General features: G+C 66.8%; 25 protein-coding genes. 21 read left to right on the top strand and 4 right to left on the bottom strand.

The window, feature by feature from the left end; genetic code table 11:
- Positions 1 to 20: 20 nt before the first annotated feature.
- From hemB to QM615_RS21240, 11 genes are all read left to right on the top strand, one after another.
- Positions 21 to 995, top strand: a complete 975-nt coding sequence (hemB, locus tag QM615_RS21290) for a porphobilinogen synthase (RefSeq protein ID WP_121873464.1) — start codon at positions 21 to 23, stop codon at positions 993 to 995.
- Complete coding sequence (locus QM615_RS21285) at positions 992 to 1630, top strand: hypothetical protein (protein WP_149406653.1); 639 nt, start codon at positions 992 to 994, stop codon at positions 1628 to 1630. The genes hemB and QM615_RS21285 overlap by 4 nt, the downstream gene beginning before the upstream one ends.
- Positions 1631 to 1710: 80 nt before the next feature.
- Positions 1711 to 1884, top strand: coding sequence for a hypothetical protein (locus tag QM615_RS21280; protein WP_155290783.1), 174 nt, complete (start codon positions 1711 to 1713; stop codon positions 1882 to 1884).
- Between the two features lie 69 nt (positions 1885 to 1953).
- Positions 1954 to 2394 carry a hypothetical protein gene (locus QM615_RS21275; RefSeq protein ID WP_082323454.1) on the top strand — a complete coding sequence of 147 codons (441 nt, stop codon included), beginning with the start codon at positions 1954 to 1956 and terminating at the stop codon, positions 2392 to 2394.
- 1 nt (position 2395) lies between these two features.
- Positions 2396 to 2884: a transport-regulating membrane protein Mce1N gene (gene mce1N / locus QM615_RS21270; RefSeq protein ID WP_149406654.1), complete on the top strand. Its 489-nt coding sequence runs from the start codon at positions 2396 to 2398 to the stop codon at positions 2882 to 2884.
- Positions 2881 to 3132, top strand: coding sequence for a hypothetical protein (locus QM615_RS21265; RefSeq protein WP_262498462.1), 252 nt, complete (start codon positions 2881 to 2883; stop codon positions 3130 to 3132). The genes mce1N and QM615_RS21265 overlap by 4 nt, the downstream gene beginning before the upstream one ends.
- A 16-nt stretch (positions 3133 to 3148) precedes the next feature.
- Positions 3149 to 3430 carry a metal-sensitive transcriptional regulator gene (locus tag QM615_RS21260; protein ID WP_032393890.1) on the top strand — a complete coding sequence of 94 codons (282 nt, stop codon included), beginning with the start codon at positions 3149 to 3151 and terminating at the stop codon, positions 3428 to 3430.
- A 20-nt stretch (positions 3431 to 3450) separates the two neighbouring features.
- On the top strand, positions 3451 to 3654 hold the full coding sequence (locus tag QM615_RS21255) for a heavy-metal-associated domain-containing protein (protein ID WP_149406656.1): 204 nt from the start codon (positions 3451 to 3453) through the stop codon (positions 3652 to 3654).
- Between the two features lie 88 nt (positions 3655 to 3742).
- Positions 3743 to 4960, top strand: coding sequence for a PQQ-dependent sugar dehydrogenase (locus tag QM615_RS21250; protein ID WP_262498463.1), 1218 nt, complete (start codon positions 3743 to 3745; stop codon positions 4958 to 4960).
- Between the two features lie 111 nt (positions 4961 to 5071).
- Entirely contained in the window at positions 5072 to 6247 is a 1176-nt protein-coding gene (locus QM615_RS21245) for a PQQ-dependent sugar dehydrogenase (protein ID WP_149406657.1), read from the top strand.
- Positions 6247 to 7044 carry a cyclase family protein gene (locus QM615_RS21240; RefSeq protein ID WP_149406658.1) on the top strand — a complete coding sequence of 266 codons (798 nt, stop codon included), beginning with the start codon at positions 6247 to 6249 and terminating at the stop codon, positions 7042 to 7044. The genes QM615_RS21245 and QM615_RS21240 overlap by 1 nt, the downstream gene beginning before the upstream one ends.
- A 13-nt stretch (positions 7045 to 7057) precedes the next feature.
- On the opposite strand, the gene QM615_RS21235 is transcribed toward QM615_RS21240, so the two are convergent.
- Genes QM615_RS21235 through QM615_RS21225 form a run of 3 tightly spaced genes read right to left on the bottom strand, consistent with a single transcriptional unit; the run spans position 7058 to position 10665 of the window.
- Positions 7058 to 9025 (bottom strand): acyl-CoA dehydrogenase family protein, encoded by a 1968-nt coding sequence (locus QM615_RS21235; protein ID WP_149406659.1) that lies wholly within the window; start codon positions 9023 to 9025, stop codon positions 7058 to 7060.
- Positions 9026 to 9068: 43 nt separating this feature from the next.
- The gene (locus tag QM615_RS21230; RefSeq protein WP_121873456.1) at positions 9069 to 9275 is read right to left on the bottom strand and encodes an inositol 2-dehydrogenase; all 207 of its coding nucleotides are present in this window, start codon (positions 9273 to 9275) and stop codon (positions 9069 to 9071) included.
- A gap of 46 nt (positions 9276 to 9321) precedes the next feature.
- A complete protein-coding gene (locus tag QM615_RS21225) occupies positions 9322 to 10665 on the bottom strand; it encodes a serine hydrolase (RefSeq protein WP_121873455.1) in 1344 nt (447 codons plus the stop codon).
- An 84-nt stretch (positions 10666 to 10749) separates the two neighbouring features.
- Between QM615_RS21225 and QM615_RS21220 the strand changes: the two genes are divergently transcribed.
- From QM615_RS21220 to QM615_RS21205, 4 genes are read left to right on the top strand one after another with little or no spacing between them, the layout of a single operon-like run.
- On the top strand, positions 10750 to 12024 hold the full coding sequence (locus QM615_RS21220; RefSeq protein WP_397485722.1) for an adenosylmethionine--8-amino-7-oxononanoate transaminase: 1275 nt from the start codon (positions 10750 to 10752) through the stop codon (positions 12022 to 12024).
- A gap of 25 nt (positions 12025 to 12049) precedes the next feature.
- Positions 12050 to 13198 (top strand): 8-amino-7-oxononanoate synthase, encoded by a 1149-nt coding sequence (locus QM615_RS21215; protein WP_410482243.1) that lies wholly within the window; start codon positions 12050 to 12052, stop codon positions 13196 to 13198.
- Complete coding sequence (gene bioD, locus QM615_RS21210) at positions 13195 to 13893, top strand: dethiobiotin synthase (RefSeq protein ID WP_149406661.1); 699 nt, start codon at positions 13195 to 13197, stop codon at positions 13891 to 13893. The genes QM615_RS21215 and bioD overlap by 4 nt, the downstream gene beginning before the upstream one ends.
- Before the next feature lie 42 nt (positions 13894 to 13935).
- On the top strand, positions 13936 to 14520 hold the full coding sequence (locus tag QM615_RS21205; protein ID WP_149406662.1) for a cell envelope integrity protein TolA: 585 nt from the start codon (positions 13936 to 13938) through the stop codon (positions 14518 to 14520).
- A 39-nt stretch (positions 14521 to 14559) separates the two neighbouring features.
- Here the strand turns inward: QM615_RS21205 and QM615_RS21200 are convergent, their stop codons facing one another.
- A complete protein-coding gene (locus tag QM615_RS21200) occupies positions 14560 to 15093 on the bottom strand; it encodes a pyridoxamine 5'-phosphate oxidase family protein (RefSeq protein ID WP_149406663.1) in 534 nt (177 codons plus the stop codon).
- A gap of 76 nt (positions 15094 to 15169) precedes the next feature.
- On the opposite strand from QM615_RS21200, the gene QM615_RS21195 reads away from it, so the two are divergent.
- The 6 genes from QM615_RS21195 to resB all read left to right on the top strand — a co-directional run bounded on the left by QM615_RS21195 (position 15170) and on the right by resB (position 20703).
- A complete protein-coding gene (locus tag QM615_RS21195; protein ID WP_149406664.1) occupies positions 15170 to 15604 on the top strand; it encodes a DUF1707 SHOCT-like domain-containing protein in 435 nt (144 codons plus the stop codon).
- A gap of 68 nt (positions 15605 to 15672) precedes the next feature.
- Positions 15673 to 16992 (top strand): glutamate-1-semialdehyde 2,1-aminomutase, encoded by a 1320-nt coding sequence (gene hemL, locus QM615_RS21190; protein ID WP_149406665.1) that lies wholly within the window; start codon positions 15673 to 15675, stop codon positions 16990 to 16992.
- 34 nt (positions 16993 to 17026) lie between these two features.
- A complete protein-coding gene (locus QM615_RS21185; protein ID WP_149406666.1) occupies positions 17027 to 17689 on the top strand; it encodes a histidine phosphatase family protein in 663 nt (220 codons plus the stop codon).
- Positions 17682 to 18278 (top strand): TlpA disulfide reductase family protein, encoded by a 597-nt coding sequence (locus QM615_RS21180; RefSeq protein ID WP_149406667.1) that lies wholly within the window; start codon positions 17682 to 17684, stop codon positions 18276 to 18278. The genes QM615_RS21185 and QM615_RS21180 overlap by 8 nt, the downstream gene beginning before the upstream one ends.
- Complete coding sequence (locus QM615_RS21175) at positions 18275 to 19093, top strand: cytochrome c biogenesis CcdA family protein (protein ID WP_410482244.1); 819 nt, start codon at positions 18275 to 18277, stop codon at positions 19091 to 19093. Before QM615_RS21180 ends, QM615_RS21175 begins: the two co-directional genes overlap by 4 nt.
- Positions 19090 to 20703, top strand: a complete 1614-nt coding sequence (gene resB, locus QM615_RS21170) for a cytochrome c biogenesis protein ResB (protein ID WP_149406668.1) — start codon at positions 19090 to 19092, stop codon at positions 20701 to 20703. The genes QM615_RS21175 and resB overlap by 4 nt, the downstream gene beginning before the upstream one ends.
- Position 20704 lies beyond the last annotated feature (1 nt).

Below are 20704 nucleotides of genomic sequence, written 5' to 3'. Positions count from 1 at the left end.
CCGGTCCGTAAGGAGTTCGCTTGTTCCCCACCGACCGTCCCCGACGCCTGCGCCGTACCCCGGCACTGCGTCGGCTCGTGGCCGAGACATCGCTCGAGGCACGGCATCTGGTGCTGCCGATGTTCGTGGCCGACGGCATCACCGAGCCTCGGGCGATCAGCTCGATGCCCGGGGTGTACCAACACACGTTGGATTCGCTGAGCGCTGCGGCCGCCGAGGCCGTTACGGCAGGCGTCGGCGGCGTCATGCTGTTCGGAGTACCGAGGCCCGAGGACAAGGACGAGACCGGCTCGGGTGCAACCGACCCGGACGGAATTCTCAATCGGGGGCTGGCGCGGCTGAAGGGCGACCTCGGGGATTCGACGGTCATCATGGCCGATACCTGCCTGGACGAGTTCACCTCGCACGGGCACTGCGGAGTCCTGGGGGAGAACGGTTCCATCGACAACGACGCCACCCTGCTGCGCTACGTGGACATGGCCGTCGCGCAGGCGGAGTCGGGTGCGCACCTGCTCGGACCGAGCGGAATGATGGACGGTCAGGTCGGAGCCATCCGCGCCGGACTCGACGCTGCCGGCCACGTCGAGGTCGGTCAGCTGGCGTACTCGGCAAAATACGCGTCGGCCTTCTACGGCCCGTTCCGCGAAGCAGTGGGGTCCTCGTTGCAGGGTGATCGCCGGACGTACCAGCAGGACGCAGCGAACCGCCGCGAGGCCACCCACGAGGTGGAGCTCGATCTCGCCGAGGGTGCCGACATGGTGATGGTCAAGCCGGCGATGTCGTATCTCGATATTCTTCGCGACGTCGCCGAGATGTCACCGGTTCCGGTTGCGGCGTATCAGATCTCCGGGGAATATGCCATGATCACCGCCGCCGCTCAGAACGGGTGGATCGACCGCGACGCAGCAGTACTGGAATCGCTCGTCGGTATCCGGCGCGCCGGTGCCGATGTCGTACTGACCTATTGGGCTACCGAAGTGGCGGGCTGGTTGTGAACGAATTTCCTCCGAACAACAACCCGGACGGCAACAACCCCGACAGCAACACGCCGGGCAACCCACCGCCGCAGCCGGATTGGCAGCGCTGGGAGCTCGAGCACGGGTTCCCGCAGTCAGGACCGGAACCCCCGCCGACCCCACGTCCGGCCCCCGTCGACGTCGAGACCGCACGCCACCTGTGGTGGGGAGTGGCGCTGATCGGGGCGCTCTCGGCGCTGTTCTCGGTGTGGACGCTGTTCGGGGCGCGCGAGGAATTCGCGCAGTCCCTGCTCGACGACCTCGCAGCGCAGGACGCGGCCGCCGACATGACGGTGGAGTCCACGCAGTCGATGGTGACGGTGATGCTCGTCGTCACGGTGTTCGTCGTACTCGGTTTCGGAGCGTTGTTCCTGTTCTGGGTCAAGCGGATGCGCGCGGGCAAGATGTGGGCGCGCATGCTGCTCACCATCATCGGATCGTTCACCGTGTTCACCATGATCCTCGAACTGTTCGCCATTGCGTCGAGCGCAGGCGCGATGAACATCGTGATGAGTGTGCTCGGCATCGGCCAGGGAGTGTTGGCCGCCGGGGCGATCTACCTGATGCACCGTCGGGAATCCAACGAATACTTCGTCGCTTCGGGAAAACGCTAGTTTCGGGCGTGTTCGAGGCTGCGGCACCAGCTGTGTGACTAGCATCACTCTCGATATCTTCTCGAGTGATCGGAACCGACATGGCAGAGCACACCCCTGCAGCAGCGAGTATCACGCAGCCGACCGCAGCACCGGCCGTCGATCGCGAGCCCTGTCCCGCCGAGAGCGGTCGCCCCGGCTGGGCCCTGCTCGGGTTGCTGCTCGCCGTCTCGGCCGCCATCGCGATCATGGCGCTGGGAATTTCTGCAGGCTGAGTGCCGCGTCGGCGAAAGAATCTCTGCCGGCCGAACGCGCAGCTCGCCCGCGGTGGCAGGATGTCTGGCGTGAGCGCAGACACCGACGCACCGATCGCCCGGCCCCGAGTGGTTTCCGCCGCCTACTGGCTGTGGTTGGCCTCGGCGGTGCTGCTCATCGTCGTGTGCATGATCGCCCTGACGCTTCCCGCCGACCAGATCCGCGCATCGTTCACCACCGGCGGTGCGACGGACGAGCAGATCGATTCCTTCCTGACGGTCTTTCGTGGCCTCGGCGTGATCTTCGGCGTGGTCGGGCTGGCCGTCGGTCTGATGTCGGGCCCGGTCCGCGGCGGCGACCGCAGGTTCCGACGCGCCCTGGTAGCGCTGTCCGGAGCCGTTGCGCTGCTGCTGACGTTCGCCGCGCTGGTGTTTCCGTTCGTGCTGCTGGTGATCACCGTCGCGTTGGTGGTCGCAGCAGTTCTGGTCTACCGGCCGTCGGCGCGGGAGTGGTTCGTCCGTGAGCAGTGAGATGAGTGGCGAGACCCCCACCGACGACCCCGTGCTCTTCCACGAGCCCGGTGGGCGATGGCGCATGCTGGCGTGGGGACCGGTGTTCTGCCTGGTGGTGCTCGCGGTCGAACTCGCATCCGGACCGGTGATCCACTGGTTCGCCCTCGCGCTGTTCTCGCTGATCCTCGTCGGTCTCACGTACGTCCAGCTCCGCGCCGCGCGGATGCACGTCAGCGTCGAACTCACCACGCGACGGCTGCGTCAGGGAACCGAGACCGTCGACCTGGTCGAGATAGACGACATACTGCCCCCGGCCGAGTACGCCGACGGTGACTACGAGCCGAAGAGGTGGGAGACCGCGCGGGTACTCGGGGAGCTGTCGGGTGTCCCGCGCAAGCGACACGGCATCGGCCTGCGTCTGGTGGGCGGCGGACTGGTGCAGGCGTGGGCGAAGGACGACGACGGGTTGCGTGCGGCGCTGGAAACGGCGAAGCGGGAGTACCTGTGAGGAAGTCCCTCGGGTGGGCGGAGCTGGTGTTGGCTCTGCTCGCGGTGATCGGAGCTGTGGCGTGCTGGAACGCAGGGGTGCGCACCACCGAGTTTCCCGCGGTTCCCGATGTGTCCCCGGCGTATTCGGGAACGTTCTACTCGGGGTCCTGGATCGCGCTCGCCGCCCTGATCGTCACCGTGGCCGCACTGCTCGTGGTCGACGGCGTGCGTCGACTCCTGTCGAGAGGTGCACCCCCTACCGGGTAGGGGTATGCTGGGCGTTATGAGCAGCTACAGTGCCGAGCAGGACGATCTGCTGAAGCGATTGCGCCGTATCGAGGGTCAAGTGGCCGGGATATCGAGAATGGTCGCAGACGACCGCTATTGCATCGACGTCCTCACCCAGGTGTCCGCGGTGACCAAGGCGCTGCAGTCGGTCTCGTTGAAGCTGCTCGACGCCCACCTCGCGGGATGCGTCGTGGAGGCCGCGAAACACGGCGGACCCGAGGCGGACGCGAAAGTGAAAGAGGCCTCCGAGGCCATCGCGCGCCTGGTTCGTTCCTGACGGAAGAGGAGAAAAGCCAGATGCAGACGACATATTCGGTCGAGGGCATGACGTGCGGGCATTGCGCAGCGTCGGTGCGAGAAGAAGTATCGGAGATCTCGGGAGTCACCGGCGTCGACGTCGATGTGGATTCCGGTGCGGTCGTGGTGAGCAGTGATTCGGCGCTCGATACCGCGACGGTGGACGCCGCTGTCGCCGAAGCCGGGTATCGACTGGTGTCCTGAACACGACCCCGCTCGGTCGGTGGTTCGGAAGTCGCGAAAACGGTAATAACGGAAAAATGGGACTCACCGAAATTCGTCAGGAGCGCTCGTGAAGAAACCGGTCACCGGCGCAGCGGTCATCGCCATGAGCGTCGCCCTGGTAGCGGCCTGTTCGGCGGACGCCACCGAAGAGGGCGGGGGCGCAGAGCCCACCGAGTCGTCCGCGACCTCGTCGTCGCAGGGCTCTGTTTCCGACTCTGCTCCCTCCTCGGCCGCACCTACCGAACCGCTGCCGAACCTGTCGGTCACCACCGTGCTCGACGGCCTCGACAAACCGTGGGACGTGGTGGTCGCTCCCGATGGCACGGTGCTGACCGGAGAGCGCTCCGGCCGGTTCGTCATCCGCGACTCCGCGGGAGTCCAGCGCGAACTGAACGCGGACCTCGACGACCTCTACGCCGCCGGTGAGACCGGACTCATGGGAATCGCACTGGCTACCGATTTCGCCGCGTCGCGAACGATCTACACCTGTCAGGGTGTGCGCGGCGACGCAGGTAACAACATCGGCGTGATGTCGTGGACCGTGGACCCGGAGTGGACGGCTCTGACGCGCACCGGAACCCTCGTCGACGACATTCCCGTCGCAGACGGCGGGCGTCACGGTGGCTGCCGCATCCTGGCTCATCCCGACGGCACGCTGTACATCGGCACCGGGGACACTGCCAGCCCCAGTGTTCCTCAGGATCGAAACTCGCTGGGCGGCAAGGTGTTACACGTCAACGCAGACGGCACCGCCGCAGCTGATGCACCGGATCGCATCTTCACTCTCGGTCATCGCAATGTGCAGGGACTGGCGATCCGTCCCGGAACCGATCAGATCTTCGAGGTCGAGCAGGGGACGAGCCGCGACGACGAGCTGAACCTGTTGGTGCCGGGCGGCAACTACGGCTATCGCCCCGATCGACGGTCGTCGGTCTACGACGAGTCGGTTCCCATGACCGACCCCGATCGGGTTCCCGGTGCCCTGCCCGCAGTGTGGAGTTCGGGTGATCCGACCATCGCCACCCCCGACGTCACGTTCGCCGACGGGGAGCAGTGGGGGTCCTGGAACGGTGCCGCGGTGATCTCGAGTCAGCAGGGCGAGAAGCTCGTCTTCCTGGCTTTGTCGGAGGACGGAACCGAGTACGTCGCGGAAGCGGAGGCGCTGGAAGGCACCTACGGCAGGCTGCGTTCGCTCACCCCCTTCGGAAGCGACGGCGGCTTCCTGCTCACCACCGACAACGGATCCGACGATCAGGTACTGCTCGTCACGCCCGAGGTCGGCTGAACCCCGGGCAACGAATTGCGTCGTGAGTCGGCGAGCCGCCTGAAGAGTGTGTTTAAGATCATGTGATACCGGTCATATCGGGCCGGTCGCGGATCGTCGTCAGGAGTGTGGATGAACAAGCTGGTGTCCAGTTCCGGAGTAATAGCTGCCAGCGTCTTCCTGACGCTTGCCGGTACGACTACCGCGACGGCGCAGGCCGATCCGCTCCCCGATCTGACGGTCACCACCGTGCTCGACGGACTCGCGAAGCCGTGGGATGCAGTCGTCGCGCCGGACGGAACGGTTCTGACGGGAGAGCGCTCGGGGCGGTTCGTGATCCGCGACGTCGGCGGTGCCACCCGCGAGCTCGCCGCGGACCTCGACGACCTGTACGCGTCCGGCGAGACGGGCCTCATGGGCATCGCTCTCGCGACGGATTTCGCCGCCTCCAGAACGATCTACACGTGCCAGGGCGTTCAGGGCGGCGGTGGCGGCACCGGTAGCGCCGGAACCGGAAGTGCGGGCGGTGGCAGCGACAACCACATCGCCGTGCTCTCGTGGACCGTGGACCCGGGGTGGACGGCTCTGACGCGCACCGGCACCCTCGTCGACGATATTCCCGTCGCCGACGGCGGTCGCCACGGTGGCTGCCGAATTCTGGCTCACCCCGACGGCACCCTGTACGTCGGCACCGGAGACACGGCGTCGCCGACGGTTCCGCAGGATCGGAACTCGTTGGGCGGCAAGGTTCTGCACATCAACGCCGACGGTTCCGCCGCGGCGGGTTCACCGGATCGCATCTTCACCCTGGGGCATCGGAACGTACAGGGGTTGGCGATTCGGCCCGGCACCGGTCAGATCTACGAGGTGGAGCAGGGCACCTCCCGAGACGACGAGCTGAACATGCTGGTGCCCGGCGGCAACTACGGATACCGTCCCGATCGACTCCCGTTCATCTACGACGAATCGGTACCGATGACCGATCCCACCCGCGTGCCCGGAGCACTCGCTGCAGTGTGGAGCTCGGGTAGCCCCGCCATCGCGACGCCCGGTCTGACCTTTGCGAACGGACCGGGATGGGGTTCCTGGAACGGGGCCGCGGTGATCTCGAGTCAACAGGACGAGAAGCTCCTGTTTCTCAAGCTCTCCGAGGACGGCACGGAGTACGTCGACGAGGCCGACGCCCTGGTGGGTACGTACGGTCGACTGCGCTCGCTCACCAGCTTCGGCGACGACGGCGCATTCCTGCTGACCACCGACAACGGATCGGACGACAAGGTTCTGCTCGTCACCCCCGCTGCCGACTGATGTGCGGCCCCGAGGTCATCGAGACGGTTCACCGCAGAATCGGACGTAGGGCACTGTTCGGGTCGTTGGGGGCCGCTGCGTTGACCGTTGCGACGGCCGGAGCGGTGCGCGCCGAACCTGTCGTGGCGTCGGCGCTTCCGGCGGGGCGACTGATCGACCTGACCCACACCCTGAGCCCGACGTTCCCGGTGTGGCCGGGCAGCGAACCGTTTGCGATGCGGCCGGTCGCCGCCTACGAGTTGGGCGGCTTCCTGGTGAACAAGCTCTCGTACTGGGAGCACACGGGCACTCACATCGATGCCCCGGCGCACCGCATTCGCGGCGGCGCGACGGCCGACATCCTGCCCCTGGAGGATTTGATCGCCCCGCTGGTCGTGGTGGACATCTCGGCACGGGCCGCGTCGGACCCCGAGGCCGTGGTGAGGACCGAGGACATCGCGCAGTGGGAGCGCGAGCACGGCCGAATACCCGACCGCGCCTTGGTGGTGATGCACAGCCGGTGGCAGAACAGGCTGGCCGAGCGAGCGGCACCCGGCTTCGGCGGTGACGCGGCGCAGATGCTGGTGCGCGAGCGCAACATCGTCGGAATCGGGGTCGACACACTGAGCCTCGACCGGATGAACGACCGCGAATACCCGGCGCACACAGCAGTTCTCGGGGCAGGTCGATACGGAGTCGAGGCACTGGCGAATCTGGATGCGGTGCCCCCGGCAGGGGCGACGGTCGTCGTCGGCGCACCGAAGCACGCGGGCGCGACCGGCGGTCCCTGCCGGGTTTTCGCGATAGTTCCCGGCTGAACCCCGCTACGCGTCAGTGCGCGTGGCTGGGGTTCGCGGCCGGCTCTTCCTCGGTTCCCGCACCCGGCTCACCGAGCATCGCGGCACCGACCAACTCGTCGGGTATTCCGAAGCCGTCGACGAGCAGTTCGGCGTGCGGACGCAGTGTGCGGCACCGCTCGTTGATGGCACGGGTGACCGCCTTGGATCGCTCGGTGGACAGGTAGCGGTGCTCGATGTACCACGCCTTGTCCGCCTCGATCACCGACAGCGCGTAGAGGTCGCAGACCTCGTCGAGCAGATCCTTGGTGGTGGGGTCCTCGCAGGATTCGATGCCGGCGATGAATGCCTCGAAGATGATCCGATCGATGTGTGCGCTCGCGGCATGCAGAACGTGATCCTGCACCGCGTTGAACGCCTCGAACGGGCTTGTCTCCTTGGACTTGGACTGCAGCCGGCGGGCGACGGTGGAGAGCAGGTACTCCTCACGATCTTCGAACATCTTGACCTGGGTGCCGCGGTTGAACAGCGAGCCCTCCTCCTCGTTGTCCTGGCGCCGATCGAGGATGGTCTGCATGATCGCTTGGGCCGCAGTGCGTTTGACGACGCGGTCGCCCACCATGTCGGCGGCGAACTTGACCCACTCGACCGGGCTCATGGACTTGACGTCGTCGGCGTACGCGGTGAGCAGCTCCTTGGCGACCAGCTGTGTCAGCACATGGTTGTCGCCCTCGAACGTGGTGAACACATCCGTGTCGGCTTTGAGCGAGATCAGCCGGTTCTCGGCGAGATACCCTGCGCCGCCACATGCTTCGCGGGCCTCCTGGATCGCGGCGGTCGCATGCCAGGTGTTCGCGGCCTTGAGGCCCGCGGCCCTGGACTCGAGCTCGCGCTGCTCCTCGGCGTCCGGGTTGTCCGCGGTCTGCAGCTCGTGCATCTTCGACACGAGCTCGTTCTGCGCGAACTGCAGGGCGTAGGACTTCGCGATGAGCGGGAACAGTCGACGCTGATGCACCAGGTAGTCCATGATCAGGACCTCCTGATCGGAATCGGGCGCGGCGAACTGCCTGCGCTGCAATGCGTATCGCGTGGCGATGTCGAGAGCGACGCGGGCCGCCGCAGCGGCACTGCCGCCGACCGTGACGCGACCGCGGATCAACGTGCCGAGCATCGTGAAGAACCGTCGAGACTTGTTCTCGATGGGGGAGGAGTACGTACCGTCGTCGGACACGTCGGCGTACTTGTTGAGCAAGTTGTCTCGTGGGATGCGGACGTGATCGAACATGAGGCGGCCGTTGTCGACTCCGGGGAGGCCACCCTTGTACTGACAGTCCGAGGTGGTGACGCCGGGCAGATCGTCACCGTTCTCGTCGCGGAGCGGAACGAAGAAGCAGTGCACGCCGTGGCCTTCGGGCTCCTCGCCCGGACCTGCGGTGATGAGCTGGGCGAACACGGCGGCGACGGTCGCGGTTTCGGCGGCACCGCCGATGTAGTCCTTACGCGAGGACGGCGTCGGAGAGTTGATGACGAACTCGTCCGTCTTCGGGTCGTACGTGGCCGTGGTCTCGAGCGACTGCACGTCGCTGCCGTGTCCGGTCTCGGTCATGGCGAAGCAGCCGAGCAGATCGAGACCGATGATCTTGGGGACGTACGCCTCGTGGTGGCGTTCGGTGCCGAGATTCTCGATGGCACCGCCGAACAGCCCCCACTGGACGCCGGCCTTGACCATCAGCGAGAGATCACTCATCGCGAGCATCTCGATCATCGTCACCGCTGCGCCGACGTCGCCGGTGCCGCCGTGTTCCTTCTTGAAGCCGTTGTCGGCTGCACCGGCCGCGGCGAGCAACTTGAGCTGCTCCATTGCCTTGGTGCGGGCGATGACGGTGTTCGGGGTGTAGTGCGGACGGAACTCGTCGCGTGCAAGTTGCTGACGCGCCTGGTTCTTCACATCTCGCCAGCGGCCGTCCAGAGTGTTCCGAAGGTGATCCGTTGTGGTTGCCATACTCGACGGTAACCTTTTGTGGCGGCCCGTGAAGGCCGGAAAGTCAGACCGGCCAGACGAATTCTCGGAACACTGCCCGGCAGGTCCGCCAGAAGCCCGATTTCGCGTACGGACCGTCGTGGAACAGAGCCGCACAGTTGTCCTCGAGAGCCCTGTTCACCAGGGGACTGAAGTCGGTGAACTCACCGACCAGGAACTCCTTGAAGCCCTCCGGCCACGCGTACCGGGCTGGTTCGTGTTGTGCCTCCACGACCGCGAGTGTAATGCAGCAGTAACACCGATGTTACAAATCCCACTCACTTCATCAGCGCGAAAGCCTGCTGGGCAACGAGAAACGCGTAGCTGGACGGGATCAGATCGATCGCGCCGTCGGCCCGGAACTGCTCGGTCACGATCCAGTCCTGACCGGAGGCATCGGTGGCCAGGAACGCGCCCGCCAGATCGCCGGGCGCGCTGCCGCCCTTGAACCCCGAGTACGGCCACAGTGCCGGGTCGAGCTGCACACCCGGGGTGATCGCCAGGATGCGACGGTTCTCCTCGGCCGAATCGCTCGTCGCCAGGTAACCCATCGCGGCACAGACGTCCTGCGCGTTGGCGAACCACTCGACCCCGTCGGCCGACGCCGGGTTGTCCAGGAAGTTTTCGAAGTCGATCTCGAGCGGCCTCGCGTCCGCCTGCTCGAGCAGCTCGGCCCGGGTATCGGGGTCGGCCTCGGCCCACTCGGCACGCATGTCGGGATCCCCGAATCCGATGACGAAGAACTGCCGAGTGTCCATCATCGGTGTCATCACCGACGGATCGTGGTGGCCCATGATGGAGAGCTGGCGTTCGACCCGCTCGCGGCCGAGGTGATCCATCAACAGATCCGTTGCGGTGTTGTCGGACAACGAGATCATCTTCTCGGCCGCGTCGCGGACCGACACTGTCGTGCCGTCGGGCAGATTCTGCAGTTCGCCGGACGGCGCGCTCTTGGTGGCATCACGAACGGTGAGCTGCTCGTCCCAGCGGACGGTGCCTGCCTCGATCTCGTCGGTGAGCGCGCCGAGGACGTACAGCTTGAACACCGATCCGAGGGGAAGCACCGAGTCCGCATTGGCGGAGTAGATCGACTCGCAGTCATCGCCGTTGAGCCGTGACGCGCTGTAGGAATAGTTCGGAGCCACCTTCGACAGTGCCTCGTCGAGATCGTCGAACGACGAGATCGTAGGGGTGTCCGGCCGGGCCAGGAAGCCGTCGAGCTTGCCGTCCGCACCGATCGACGTCGTGATCGTGGCCGGGATGCCCGCGGTGGTGAAGCGCAGGACGCCGGAGTTCGGTCCGGGCTCGAAGCCCGTGGCGACGTTCGGCGCACCGGCGCGCAACTGCTCGAGTGGTCCGGCGAGCCCACCCAGCGGTGCGACGGCCTCGGCCAGCTCGGGGCCGGTGACGGCGTCGACCTCGGCGGGGTCGGGCGCCTCCTCGGCGTTGATCCACCGCAGGATGCGGTCGTTGAGTGCGCCGACGGGAGTGGAGGTGTCGACGGCGAAGTCCGGAGCGGTCGTGGTGGGCGCGGGCGCTGCGGACGTGCCCCCGCAGGCGGTAAGGGTCAGAGTTGCGGCCACGACCACCCCTACGAGTCTCGTCACGGTGCGCGTCGTCATGCTGCGATGCTAATGGATTCGGACATTTCGCCACCCCTCCAGTCTCGGGACGGCTGGTCGGGCGCTGTGGCAGTGTGCTCTGGCGTGCTGACTTCCGAAGACGTTCGTCGAATCGACTCCGATCACCTCTGGCACCCGTACAGCCGGTTTCCGGCGACTACGACGACACTGGTGGTCGACAGTGCGTCGGGAGTGCGGCTGACGTTGGCCGACGGCAGGCAACTCATCGACGGCATGAGCTCGTGGTGGGCGGCGGTGCACGGCTACCGCCACCCGGTGCTCGACGCCGCCGCGCACGATCAGCTGGGCCGGATGAGCCACGTCATGTTCGGTGGACTGACGCACGCTCCGGCGGCCAGGTTGGCCGAGTTGTTGGTCGACATCACCCCCGCGGGGCTCGACAAGGTGTTCCTCGCCGATTCCGGATCGGTCTCGGTGGAGGTCGCGGTGAAGATGGCGCTGCAGTACTGGCGTGGGCGCGGCGAGAACGGTCGCACTCGGCTGTTGACCTGGCGCGGCGGATACCACGGAGACACGTTCGCTCCGATGAGCGTGTGCGACCCGGATGGCGGGATGCACACGCTGTGGACCGATGTGCTGGCGAAGCAGGTGTTCGCTCCGGCTCCGCCCGCGGAGTTCGAAGCCGGCTACGTGGCCGAATTCGAGCGGGTACTGAGCGAACACGCGAGCGAACTGGCGGCGATCATCGTCGAGCCGATCGTGCAGGGCGCCGGCGGGATGCGGTTCCACGACGCGCGCTACCTGCTGGAACTACGCCGCTTGGCCGACGAGTACGGCGTCCTGCTGATCTTCGACGAGATCGCAACCGGCTTCGGTCGAACCGGGGAGTTGTTCGCAGCCGATCACGCAGGTGTCGCGCCCGACATCATGTGTATCGGCAAGGCATTGACCGGCGGATATGTGACCCTGGCGGCCACGCTGTGCACCACCGAGGTGGCCGAAACGGTCTCGGGCGGCGAGGCCGGAGGTCTGATGCACGGGCCGACGTTCATGGGGAATCCACTGGCCTGCGCGATCGCGGTGGCCTCGGTGGAACTGTTGCTCTCGCGTGACTGGCGCACCGAGGTCGCCGCCCTGGCAGCGGGGTTGGCCGACGGCCTCGCGCCGGCCCGGTCCCTGCCCGGAGTCGCCGACGTTCGCGTTCTCGGCGGCATCGGCGTGGTCGAGATGCACCGTCCGGTGGACATGGCCCGGGCCACGGCAGCGGCCGTCGACGCGGGAGTGTGGCTGCGGCCGTTCGGCCGTCTGGTGTACGCGATGCCGCCGTTCATCTGCACCGATGCGGAGGTGACGGCCATCGCCGACGCCATGGTGGCGGTGGCGCGCGACCATACTTGAACGGCGTTCAAGTATGGTCGCTGCCATGACCGCTCTGGATTGGCTCGACGCCACCGCGCACGCTCGACGCGCGGCCGGCCTCGAGCGCAACGTGATCGCCCGCACCGCCGAGGACGCGATCCTCGATCTGGCGTCGAACGACTACCTCGGCCTGTCCAGGCATCCGGCCGTCATCGACGGAGCCTGCGCTGCTGCGCGCCGGTGGGGTGGCGGATCCACGGGATCGCGGCTGGTCACCGGCACGACGACGGCACACGAGCGCCTCGAGGACGAACTCGCGGAGTTCGTCGGAGCAGAGGCCGGACTGGTGTTCTCCTCCGGCTACACCGCCAACCTCGGAATCGTGACGGCGCTGGCGGGCCGAGACGCGCTGGTGATCTCCGACGCCGCGTCGCACGCCTCGCTCATCGATGCCTGCCGCCTGTCGCGGGCACGGGTGGCCGTCGCTCGGCATTGCGACACCGACCACGTCGACGAGCTGTTGCGGGAGCGTGCCGAACAGCGGGCCCTCGTGGTGACCGACTCGGTGTTCAGCGCCGACGGCGATCTCGCGCCACTGACCGAGCTGTACGCGGTGTGCCGGAGACGGAACGCGGTGCTCGTGGTCGACGAAGCGCACGGACTGGGCGTACGCGGGCACGGCGGCCGCGGAGCCGTCCACGAAGCAGGCCTCGCCGGAGCGCCCGACCTGGTGATCACCGCAACGCTGTCCAAGGCCCTCGGATCACAGGGTGGAGTGGTGCTCGGGCCGGCAGCGGTTCGCACGCAGGTGCTGCACGGTGCGCGCACGTTCGTGTTCGACACCGGCCTCGCTCCTGCCTCCGTCGGCGCGGCATCGGCCGCGCTGACCGTCCTGCGCGCCGAACCCGACCGGGTGCATTCCATCGGCGTGCGAGCAACACAACTGGCCGCCGCAGCGGGCGTCGAACCGACCGAATCGGCGGTGGTTCCGGTGGTCCTGGGCGACGCACAGCGGGCAGTGCGCGCGGCGGGGGACTGCCTCGAGCTCGGTGTTCGCGTCGGATGCTTCCGGCCACCGTCGGTTCCGGCCGACGGATCTCGACTCCGACTGACCGCGCGCGCCGATCTCACCGACGCCGATGTCGACCGGGCCGCGTCGGTCCTCGCGGCGGTGTTGAATAGCGCGGTGTTGAATGCGGCGGTTCTGTGGTGACGGTTCTGCTCGTGACCGGAACGTCGACCGGCGTCGGTAAGACCGTGATCACCGCCGCACTCGCGGCGGCAGCACGGGCAGGCGGGCGGTCCGTCGCAGTGTGCAAGCCGGCGCAGACCGGCGTCGGAGGCGACTACCCGGACGAAGCCGATGTCGATGTGGTGCAACGACTTTCGGGTGTCCGGGGAGTGGAGCTGGCTCGGTACCCCGAGCCGCTGGCCCCGGACGTCGCGGCCCGCCGATCTGGCAGGCCGATGCTCGAACTCGACGCTGTGGTCGACGCTGTGCGCGCGCTCGACGCGGCCCACGACCTCGTGCTGGTCGAAGGTGCTGGCGGCGTCGCGGTGCGTCTGGGCGCAGAAGGGTTCACCGTGCTCGACATCGCCGGGGCCGTGTCTGCGCCGATCGTGGTCGTGGCCGGTGCGGAGCTGGGAACGCTCAACCACAGCGTCCTGACCATTGCGGCAGCGCGGGTGGCCGGCGTCGACTGCGCAGGTCTGGTGATCGGGTCGTGGCCCGCCGCACCGAGCCTGGCCGCTCGGGTCAACCGCAACGAGTTGCCACTCGTGACGGGGATCGGGCTGACCGCGTGCATCCCGGAAGGAGCGGGCTTGCTCGAATCACGTGACTTCGAAGCCCTGGCCGTCGGTGCCTTCGGTGAGTTTGTCGACTCTTTACTCGGGTACCCGGCATAGATCTACTGCCGGTCCGGTAGTAGAGAACATGGGAGTCCGCCAATGAGCACCACCGTATGGATCATCGTTGCAGTAGTCGTCGTACTCGTGGTTGTTGCCCTCGCCGTCGTCGTGGCGCGTAAGGGCAAGGAACGCAAGAGGCTGGAAGCGAACGAGATTCGCGAAAAGGCGGCCGACGAGGCCGCAATCGTCGAAGAGCGCGAACTGCTGGCCAGGGAGAGCGAGGCCAAGGCGCGCCGGGCCCAGGCCGAAGCAGATGTCAAAGCGGCCGAGGCCGACAAGCTTGCGCAGCAGGCTCACTCTCATCAGGGTGTTGCGGCGCAGTCACGCGATGAGCTGGACGCCGAGTTCGCTCGCGCGAACGAACTCGATCCGGACGTCGATCATCGGTCGGGTGCCAAGGCCGCACACACGGACAACAACGGCCGGCTCGACGATCACGAGCAGGCGCACCACAGCGGGGCAGACATCGACGAGACCTACCCGGGCCAGCACAACTCCGGGACACGAAACGCCGCTGCTCATGATGCCGCCGCACACACGAGCACCGACCCGCGTAGCACCGGGGAAAAGGTTCGCGACACTGTCGACCCACGCAGGGACAACGGACACCACCGCACGAACTGACAACGAGAAGCTGCTGCCGGCGGCCCGGCTCCAGCAGAACTAGTCGGTCGAATTGTGCGGTAGCTCCAGTTCGACGACCTCGTGCTCGCCGAGGTCCGGTCGCTCGTTGGTGATCTTCGCTTTGGCGTAGGCCAACAGGTTCGACACCTTCGACCCGGGGGTGGACCAGAACTCGGCTCCCTCGGCGGCCACGTGGATCAAGGCGACCTCGCGCGAATCGGGGTTCTTCTCGAACCACGCGGCCGCCCGGGTGTTCCACAGTTCCTCGGCCTTGGTGGTGTTCTCGACCACGGCGGCCGTACCGGACAGCGACACCCAGCCCTCACCGGACTGGAACGAGACGTTGACCGTCGGGTTCGCGGCGATGTCGCGCACCTTGCGGGAGTCCTGGGCGGCGAAGAACCACAGGTCGCCGTCGAACTCGGCTTCCTGCAATGCCATCGGGCGCGAGATGAGGTGGCCGTCTCGGCCGACTGTGGTGAACATGCAGAGTCCGGCTTGGGACATCAGTTCGGCGACTTTGGTGACGCCGTCCCCGGGGCTGTCGGTGTTCGTTCTATCGGTGTTCGTCATCGAAACCAACTACCCGGTGTGTAGCTCGCTCAACCGTTAAGGTGACAAAACGGACACGGGTACCGGGAGGCTGCGCATGGGAAAGAACCTCGACAAGAACAATCAGCCCGACCTGCGCGTGAGCAACGACGAACGTGAGGCCGTCGTGACCACACTCGGCCTGGCGATGAGCGAGGGCCGCTTGACGTTGGTCGAGTACGAACAAAGGCTCGACGCGGTGTGGGCGTCGACGACTCGCAGTGACTTGGCCGAGGTCGTGCGCGACTTGCCGGCCCCCGATGAATCGACGGCAACGGATGTCGATCGTACGACGAGCGAGTGGCGTGAGTATCTGGACGAGTGGCGCTGGTGGTTCGGTGGTGCCATCGTCATGAACGGAATCTGGGCCGTTCAATGGATCTCCGACGGCGAGCCGACCTCCTACTGGCCTCTGTGGCCCCTCGGCATCTGGGGCATCATCCTGGTCGCGATGGTGTTCATGCCCGAGGACAAGAAAACCGACGACGACTGAGGCCGGCGTCGACCGCATTATTACGCCCTGTAGTTGGTGATTTCGCCGAACCTGGGACACTGGAAGACGTGACTGTTTCCCCCGGCAACGACGCCCCCGTATCGGCCCAACTCTTTGCCCGCGCGAGCGCGGTCATTCCCGGCGGCGTCAACTCGCCGGTACGTGCATTCGCGTCGGTCGGCGGAACGCCCCGCTTCATCACGCAGGCCAGCGGATACACGATGACCGACGCCGACGGAAAGTCGTACGTCGACCTCATCTCGTCCTGGGGCCCGATGATCCACGGACACGCCCACCCGGCCATCGTCGAGGCCGTCCAGAAGGCAGCCTCGACCGGGCTGTCGTTCGGTGCACCCACGCTCCGCGAAATCGAACTCGCCGAGGAAATCGTGCGTCGCGTCGGCCCCGTCGACCAGGTTCGTCTTGTGAATTCGGGCACAGAGGCCACCATGAGCGCGGTGCGCCTGGCCCGCGGCTTCACCGGCCGCACCAAGATCGTCAAGTTCTCCGGTTGCTACCACGGCCACGTCGACGCCCTACTGGCCGACGCGGGCTCCGGGCTCGCCACTCTCGGACTGCCGACCTCCCCCGGCGTCACCGGCGCACAGGCGTCGGACACCATCGTCGTTCCCTACAACGACCTCGCCGCCGTCACCGCGGCCTTCGAGGCCAACCCGGGCCAGATCGCGTGCATCATCACCGAGGCAGCCGCAGGCAACATGGGAGCGATTCCGCCGGTCACCGGCTTCAACGAGGGACTGCGCCGCCTCGCGACCGAGCACGGCGCACTGCTGATCATGGACGAGGTGATGACCGGATTCCGTGTCAGTGCCTCCGGTTGGTACGGCATCGACGGAATCGCAGGAGACCTCTACACCTTCGGCAAGGTCATGTCCGGCGGATTGCCGGCCGCCGCATTCGGCGGTCGAGCGGACGTGATGGCCTACCTCGCGCCCGCCGGACCGGTGTACCAGGCGGGGACGCTCAGCGGTAACCCCGTCGCCGTCGCTGCCGGACTGACGAGCCTGCAACTGGCCGACGCAGCCGTCTACGAGAAGCTGCAGACCAACTCTCAGCGACTCGGAACACTGCTCGGCGATGCCCTCACCGCCGAAGGCGTCACCCATCACGTGCAGTTCGCGGGCACTATGGTGAGTGTGTTCTTCGCCGATGGACCCGTCACCGACTACGCGCAGGCCAAGGCCGCGCAGACGTGGCGATACCCGGCGTTCTTCCACGCCTTCCTCTCTCGCGGCGTGTACCCGCCGCCGAGCGCATTCGAGGCCTGGTTCGTCTCCGCTGCCCTCGACGACCGAGCCTTCGAGATCATTGCCGACGCGGCTCCGGCTGCCGCCAAGGCCGCCGCCACAGCAGCAGCCCCGAACTGATTTCCTCCCCACTAGCGAGAAACAGGACCCCGACGTGACCGAGGCCCCCGCAACACATCCGCACTCGACGACGCGCACCATCGTGCACGTCCTCCGGCACGGCGAGGTGCACAACCCCAAGGGCATCCTCTACGGGCGGTTGCCGGGCTTCAAGCTCTCGGTGACCGGTCAGTCGCAGGCCAAGGCAGTGGCCGACGCGCTCGCCGGCCACGACATCACCCACGTCGTGGCATCGCCGTTGTTGCGTGCGCAGGAGACCGCGGCGCCGATCGCAGCGGCCCACGGCCTGACGATCGCCGAGGACGAGAACCTCATCGAAGCAGGCAACGAGTTCGAGGGACTGCGCGTGGCCGTCGGCGACGGTGCCCTGCGCCGACCTAGGCACTGGTGGAAGCTGCGCGATCCCTTCACCCCGTCGTGGGGCGAGCCGTATCTGCAGATCGCACACCGCATGCTCGCCGCCGTCAACGCGGCCCGCGTCGAAGCCGTCGGGCACGAGGCCGTCTGCGTCAGCCACCAGCTCCCGGTGTGGACACTGCGCCGATTCCTGCAGGGCGACCGGCTCTGGCACGACCCGCGGAATCGTCAATGCGGACTCGCGTCGCTGACCTCGCTCGTCTACGAGGGGGATCAGCTCGTGGACCTCGTCTACTCCGAGCCCGCAGGAGCATCCGATCCGAGGATCTCCGGTGCGTAGATTCTTCTTCGCCGTCTGTGCAGCGTCTGCGATCGCTCTTGTCGCAGGCTGCTCGACCGGCACCGACGCAGTGGCGCAGGGTGGCACCTTTCAGTTCGTCTCACCCGGCGGCAAGACCGACATCTTCTACGAGCCCAGCGAGCGCGGCACCATCGGCGAACTGTCCGGGCCGGATCTGATGACCGAGGGCAAGACGACCTCGTTGTCCGACTACGACGGTGACGTCGTCGTTCTCAACGTCTGGGGTCAGTGGTGCGGTCCGTGCCGCGGTGAGGCCGACGACCTGGAAGACGTCTACGAGGCCACCAAGTCCCTCGGCGTCGAGTTCCTCGGCATCAACGTGCGCGACGAGTCGCAGACCGCCGCACAGGACTTCGTCGTCAGCAACAACGTGAGCTACGCCTCGATCTACGACCCACCGATGCGCACCCTGAACGCGCTCGGCGGCGTCCCCACCTCCGTCATTCCGACGACCGTCGTGCTCGACAGGCAGCATCGCGTCGCGGCAGTGTTCTTGCGTGAGCTGCTCGCCGAGGACCTGCAGCCCGTCGTCGAACGCGTGGCAGCCGAGGAGCCAGTGCAGCAGTGAACGTGACCCACCTGGCCGGGATCGGCGCGAGTTTCCAGGAGGCCGCGGCCTCCGGGCCACTGATCCTGGCCCTCGGAGCCTGCTTGCTGGCCGGGCTCGTCTCCTTCGCGTCGCCGTGCGTGGTGCCCCTGGTGCCCGGATACCTCTCGTACCTCGCCGGAGTCGTCGGGGCCGACGCCCCGGCCGTCAGCGCCGACGAAGCGGCTGTGAAGACGAAGGTGCGCAGCGGCCGGTTGCGCGTGGCCGGAGCGGCGGGACTGTTCGTCCTCGGATTCACCGTCGTGTTCGTTCTCGCCACCGCATCGGTGTTCGGAGCGATCTCCGTGCTGGCGATCAACCGCGAACTGCTCATGCGGATCGGCGGCGTCGTCACCATCGCCATGGGCCTGGTGTTCGTCGGACTGATCCCGGCCCTGCAGCGCGATGTGCGCTTCGAGCCGAGGCAGATCGGTTCACTGGCCGGAGCTCCGCTGCTCGGCGGCGTCTTCGCACTCGGATGGACTCCGTGCCTTGGGCCGACGCTCGCAGGCGTCATCTCTTTGGCCGCAGGTACCGACGGTACGACGGCAGCGCGCGGCGTCGTCCTCATCGTGGCGTACTGCCTCGGTCTCGGCTTACCGTTCGTGATCCTCGCGTTCGGTTCGGTCAGCGCGCTGCGCGGCGTCGGCTGGCTACGTACACATGCACGACAGATACAGGTGTTCGGCGGAATCATGTTGATAGCAGTAGGAATCGCACTGGTCACCGGTGCCTGGGATCAGTTCGTCGGTTGGGTGCGCGACGCCTTCGTCTCCGATGTGGTGTTGCCGATATGACCGCCGACCTCGAAGAGCGCACCGGGGCTCCTCGCAAGCAGTCTCCGCTCGGCCGGGCAGCGGCCCTGGTCCGCAACACCTGGCGCGGCCTGACCAGCATGCGAACCGCGCTGGTGCTGCTGTTCCTGCTGGCCTTCGCCGCTGTGCCCGGTGCCCTGGTGCCGCAGCGCAGCCTCAACGCGGGCAAAGTCGACGAGTACATCGCCAACCGCCCGACCCTCGGCCCGATCATGGACAGGCTCGAACTGTTCGACGTCTTCGGCAGCTTCTGGTTCACCGCGATCTACGCGCTGCTGTTCGTCTCGCTGATCGGCTGCATCCTGCCGCGCTGCATCGAGCACGCGAAGCAGTTGCGCACCAAGCCCGTTCGCGCGCCCCGCAACCTCTCCCGCTTGCCGCACCACAGCCGCTACGAGGTCGACGGAACGCCGGAGGAGATGGCGGCGCAGGTGCGCACCCAGTTGCGTGGCTGGCGCGTCGCCCAGCGAACCGAGGACGGCGGAGCAGTGACGCTGTCGGCGGAGAAGGGCTACGTTCGCGAACTCGGCAACCTCGTCTTCCACCTCTCGCTCGTCGGGCTGCTCGCCGCCATCGCCATGGGCAAGCTGCTCGGCTACGAGGGCAATCGCATCGTGATCGCCGACGACGGCCCAGGGTTCTGCACCTCGACCCCGGCCAACTACGACTCGTTCCGTGCAGGCAACCTCGTCGACGGCACCGACCTCGAACCACTGTGCGTGCGCGTCAAGGACTTCACAGCCGACTACCTCGACACCGGCCAGGCCGAGATGTTCACCTCCAACATCGAGTACCAGGCAGGCCAGGACCTCGCGAGCAACGTCTGGCGCGACGACCAACTGCAGGTCAACCACCCGTTGCGCGTCGCAGGAGATCGCGTCTACCTGCAGGGCCACGGCTACGCACCCACCTTCACCGTGACGTTCCCGAACGGGGAAACCCGCACCGACACCATCCAATGGCAGCCGACGGACGCCACGACCTTCCTCTCCAGCGGAGTGCTACGCGTCGACCCGCCCGGCGGCCTGTATCCCGACCCCCTGGATCGGCGGAAGAACCAGATCGCCATCGAGGGACTGTTCGCGCCGACGGCGTCGTTCCACGGCAGCCTGCTGTCGTCGAGCTTCCCGGCCATGAACGACCCCGCCGTCGCCATCGACATCTACAAGGGCGACACCGGACTCGACACCGGACTGCCGCAGTCGATCTTCTCGCTCGATCAGGAAATGATCGCCCAGGGCAGGTTGGTCAAACAGGACCGCGTCAACCTGATGCCGGGAGAGTCCGCGACGCTCAGCGACGGAACGGTCGTCAAGTTCGACGGAGCGGAAGAATTCGTCAACCTTCAGGTCTCGCACGACCCGGCTCAGACCTGGGTGCTCGTCTTCGCACTGACGATGATGGGCGGACTGCTCGTCTCACTGGTGATCAAGCGTCGCAGAATCTGGGTCCGGCTCACCGCAGACGCGCAGTCACGACGTACTGTAGTAGACCTCGGCGGACTTGCACGCACCGATCAGGCGGGGTGGGGCGAAGAGTTCGACCGCCTGTGCACCCGCCTGCTCGGCGATACCTCGAAACAGGAGAACTGAC

The organism is Rhodococcus sp. IEGM 1341 (assembly GCF_030056895.1).
GTDB lineage: Bacteria > Actinomycetota > Actinomycetes > Mycobacteriales > Mycobacteriaceae > Rhodococcoides.
This window is presented reverse-complemented; position numbering and strand designations above follow the sequence as displayed.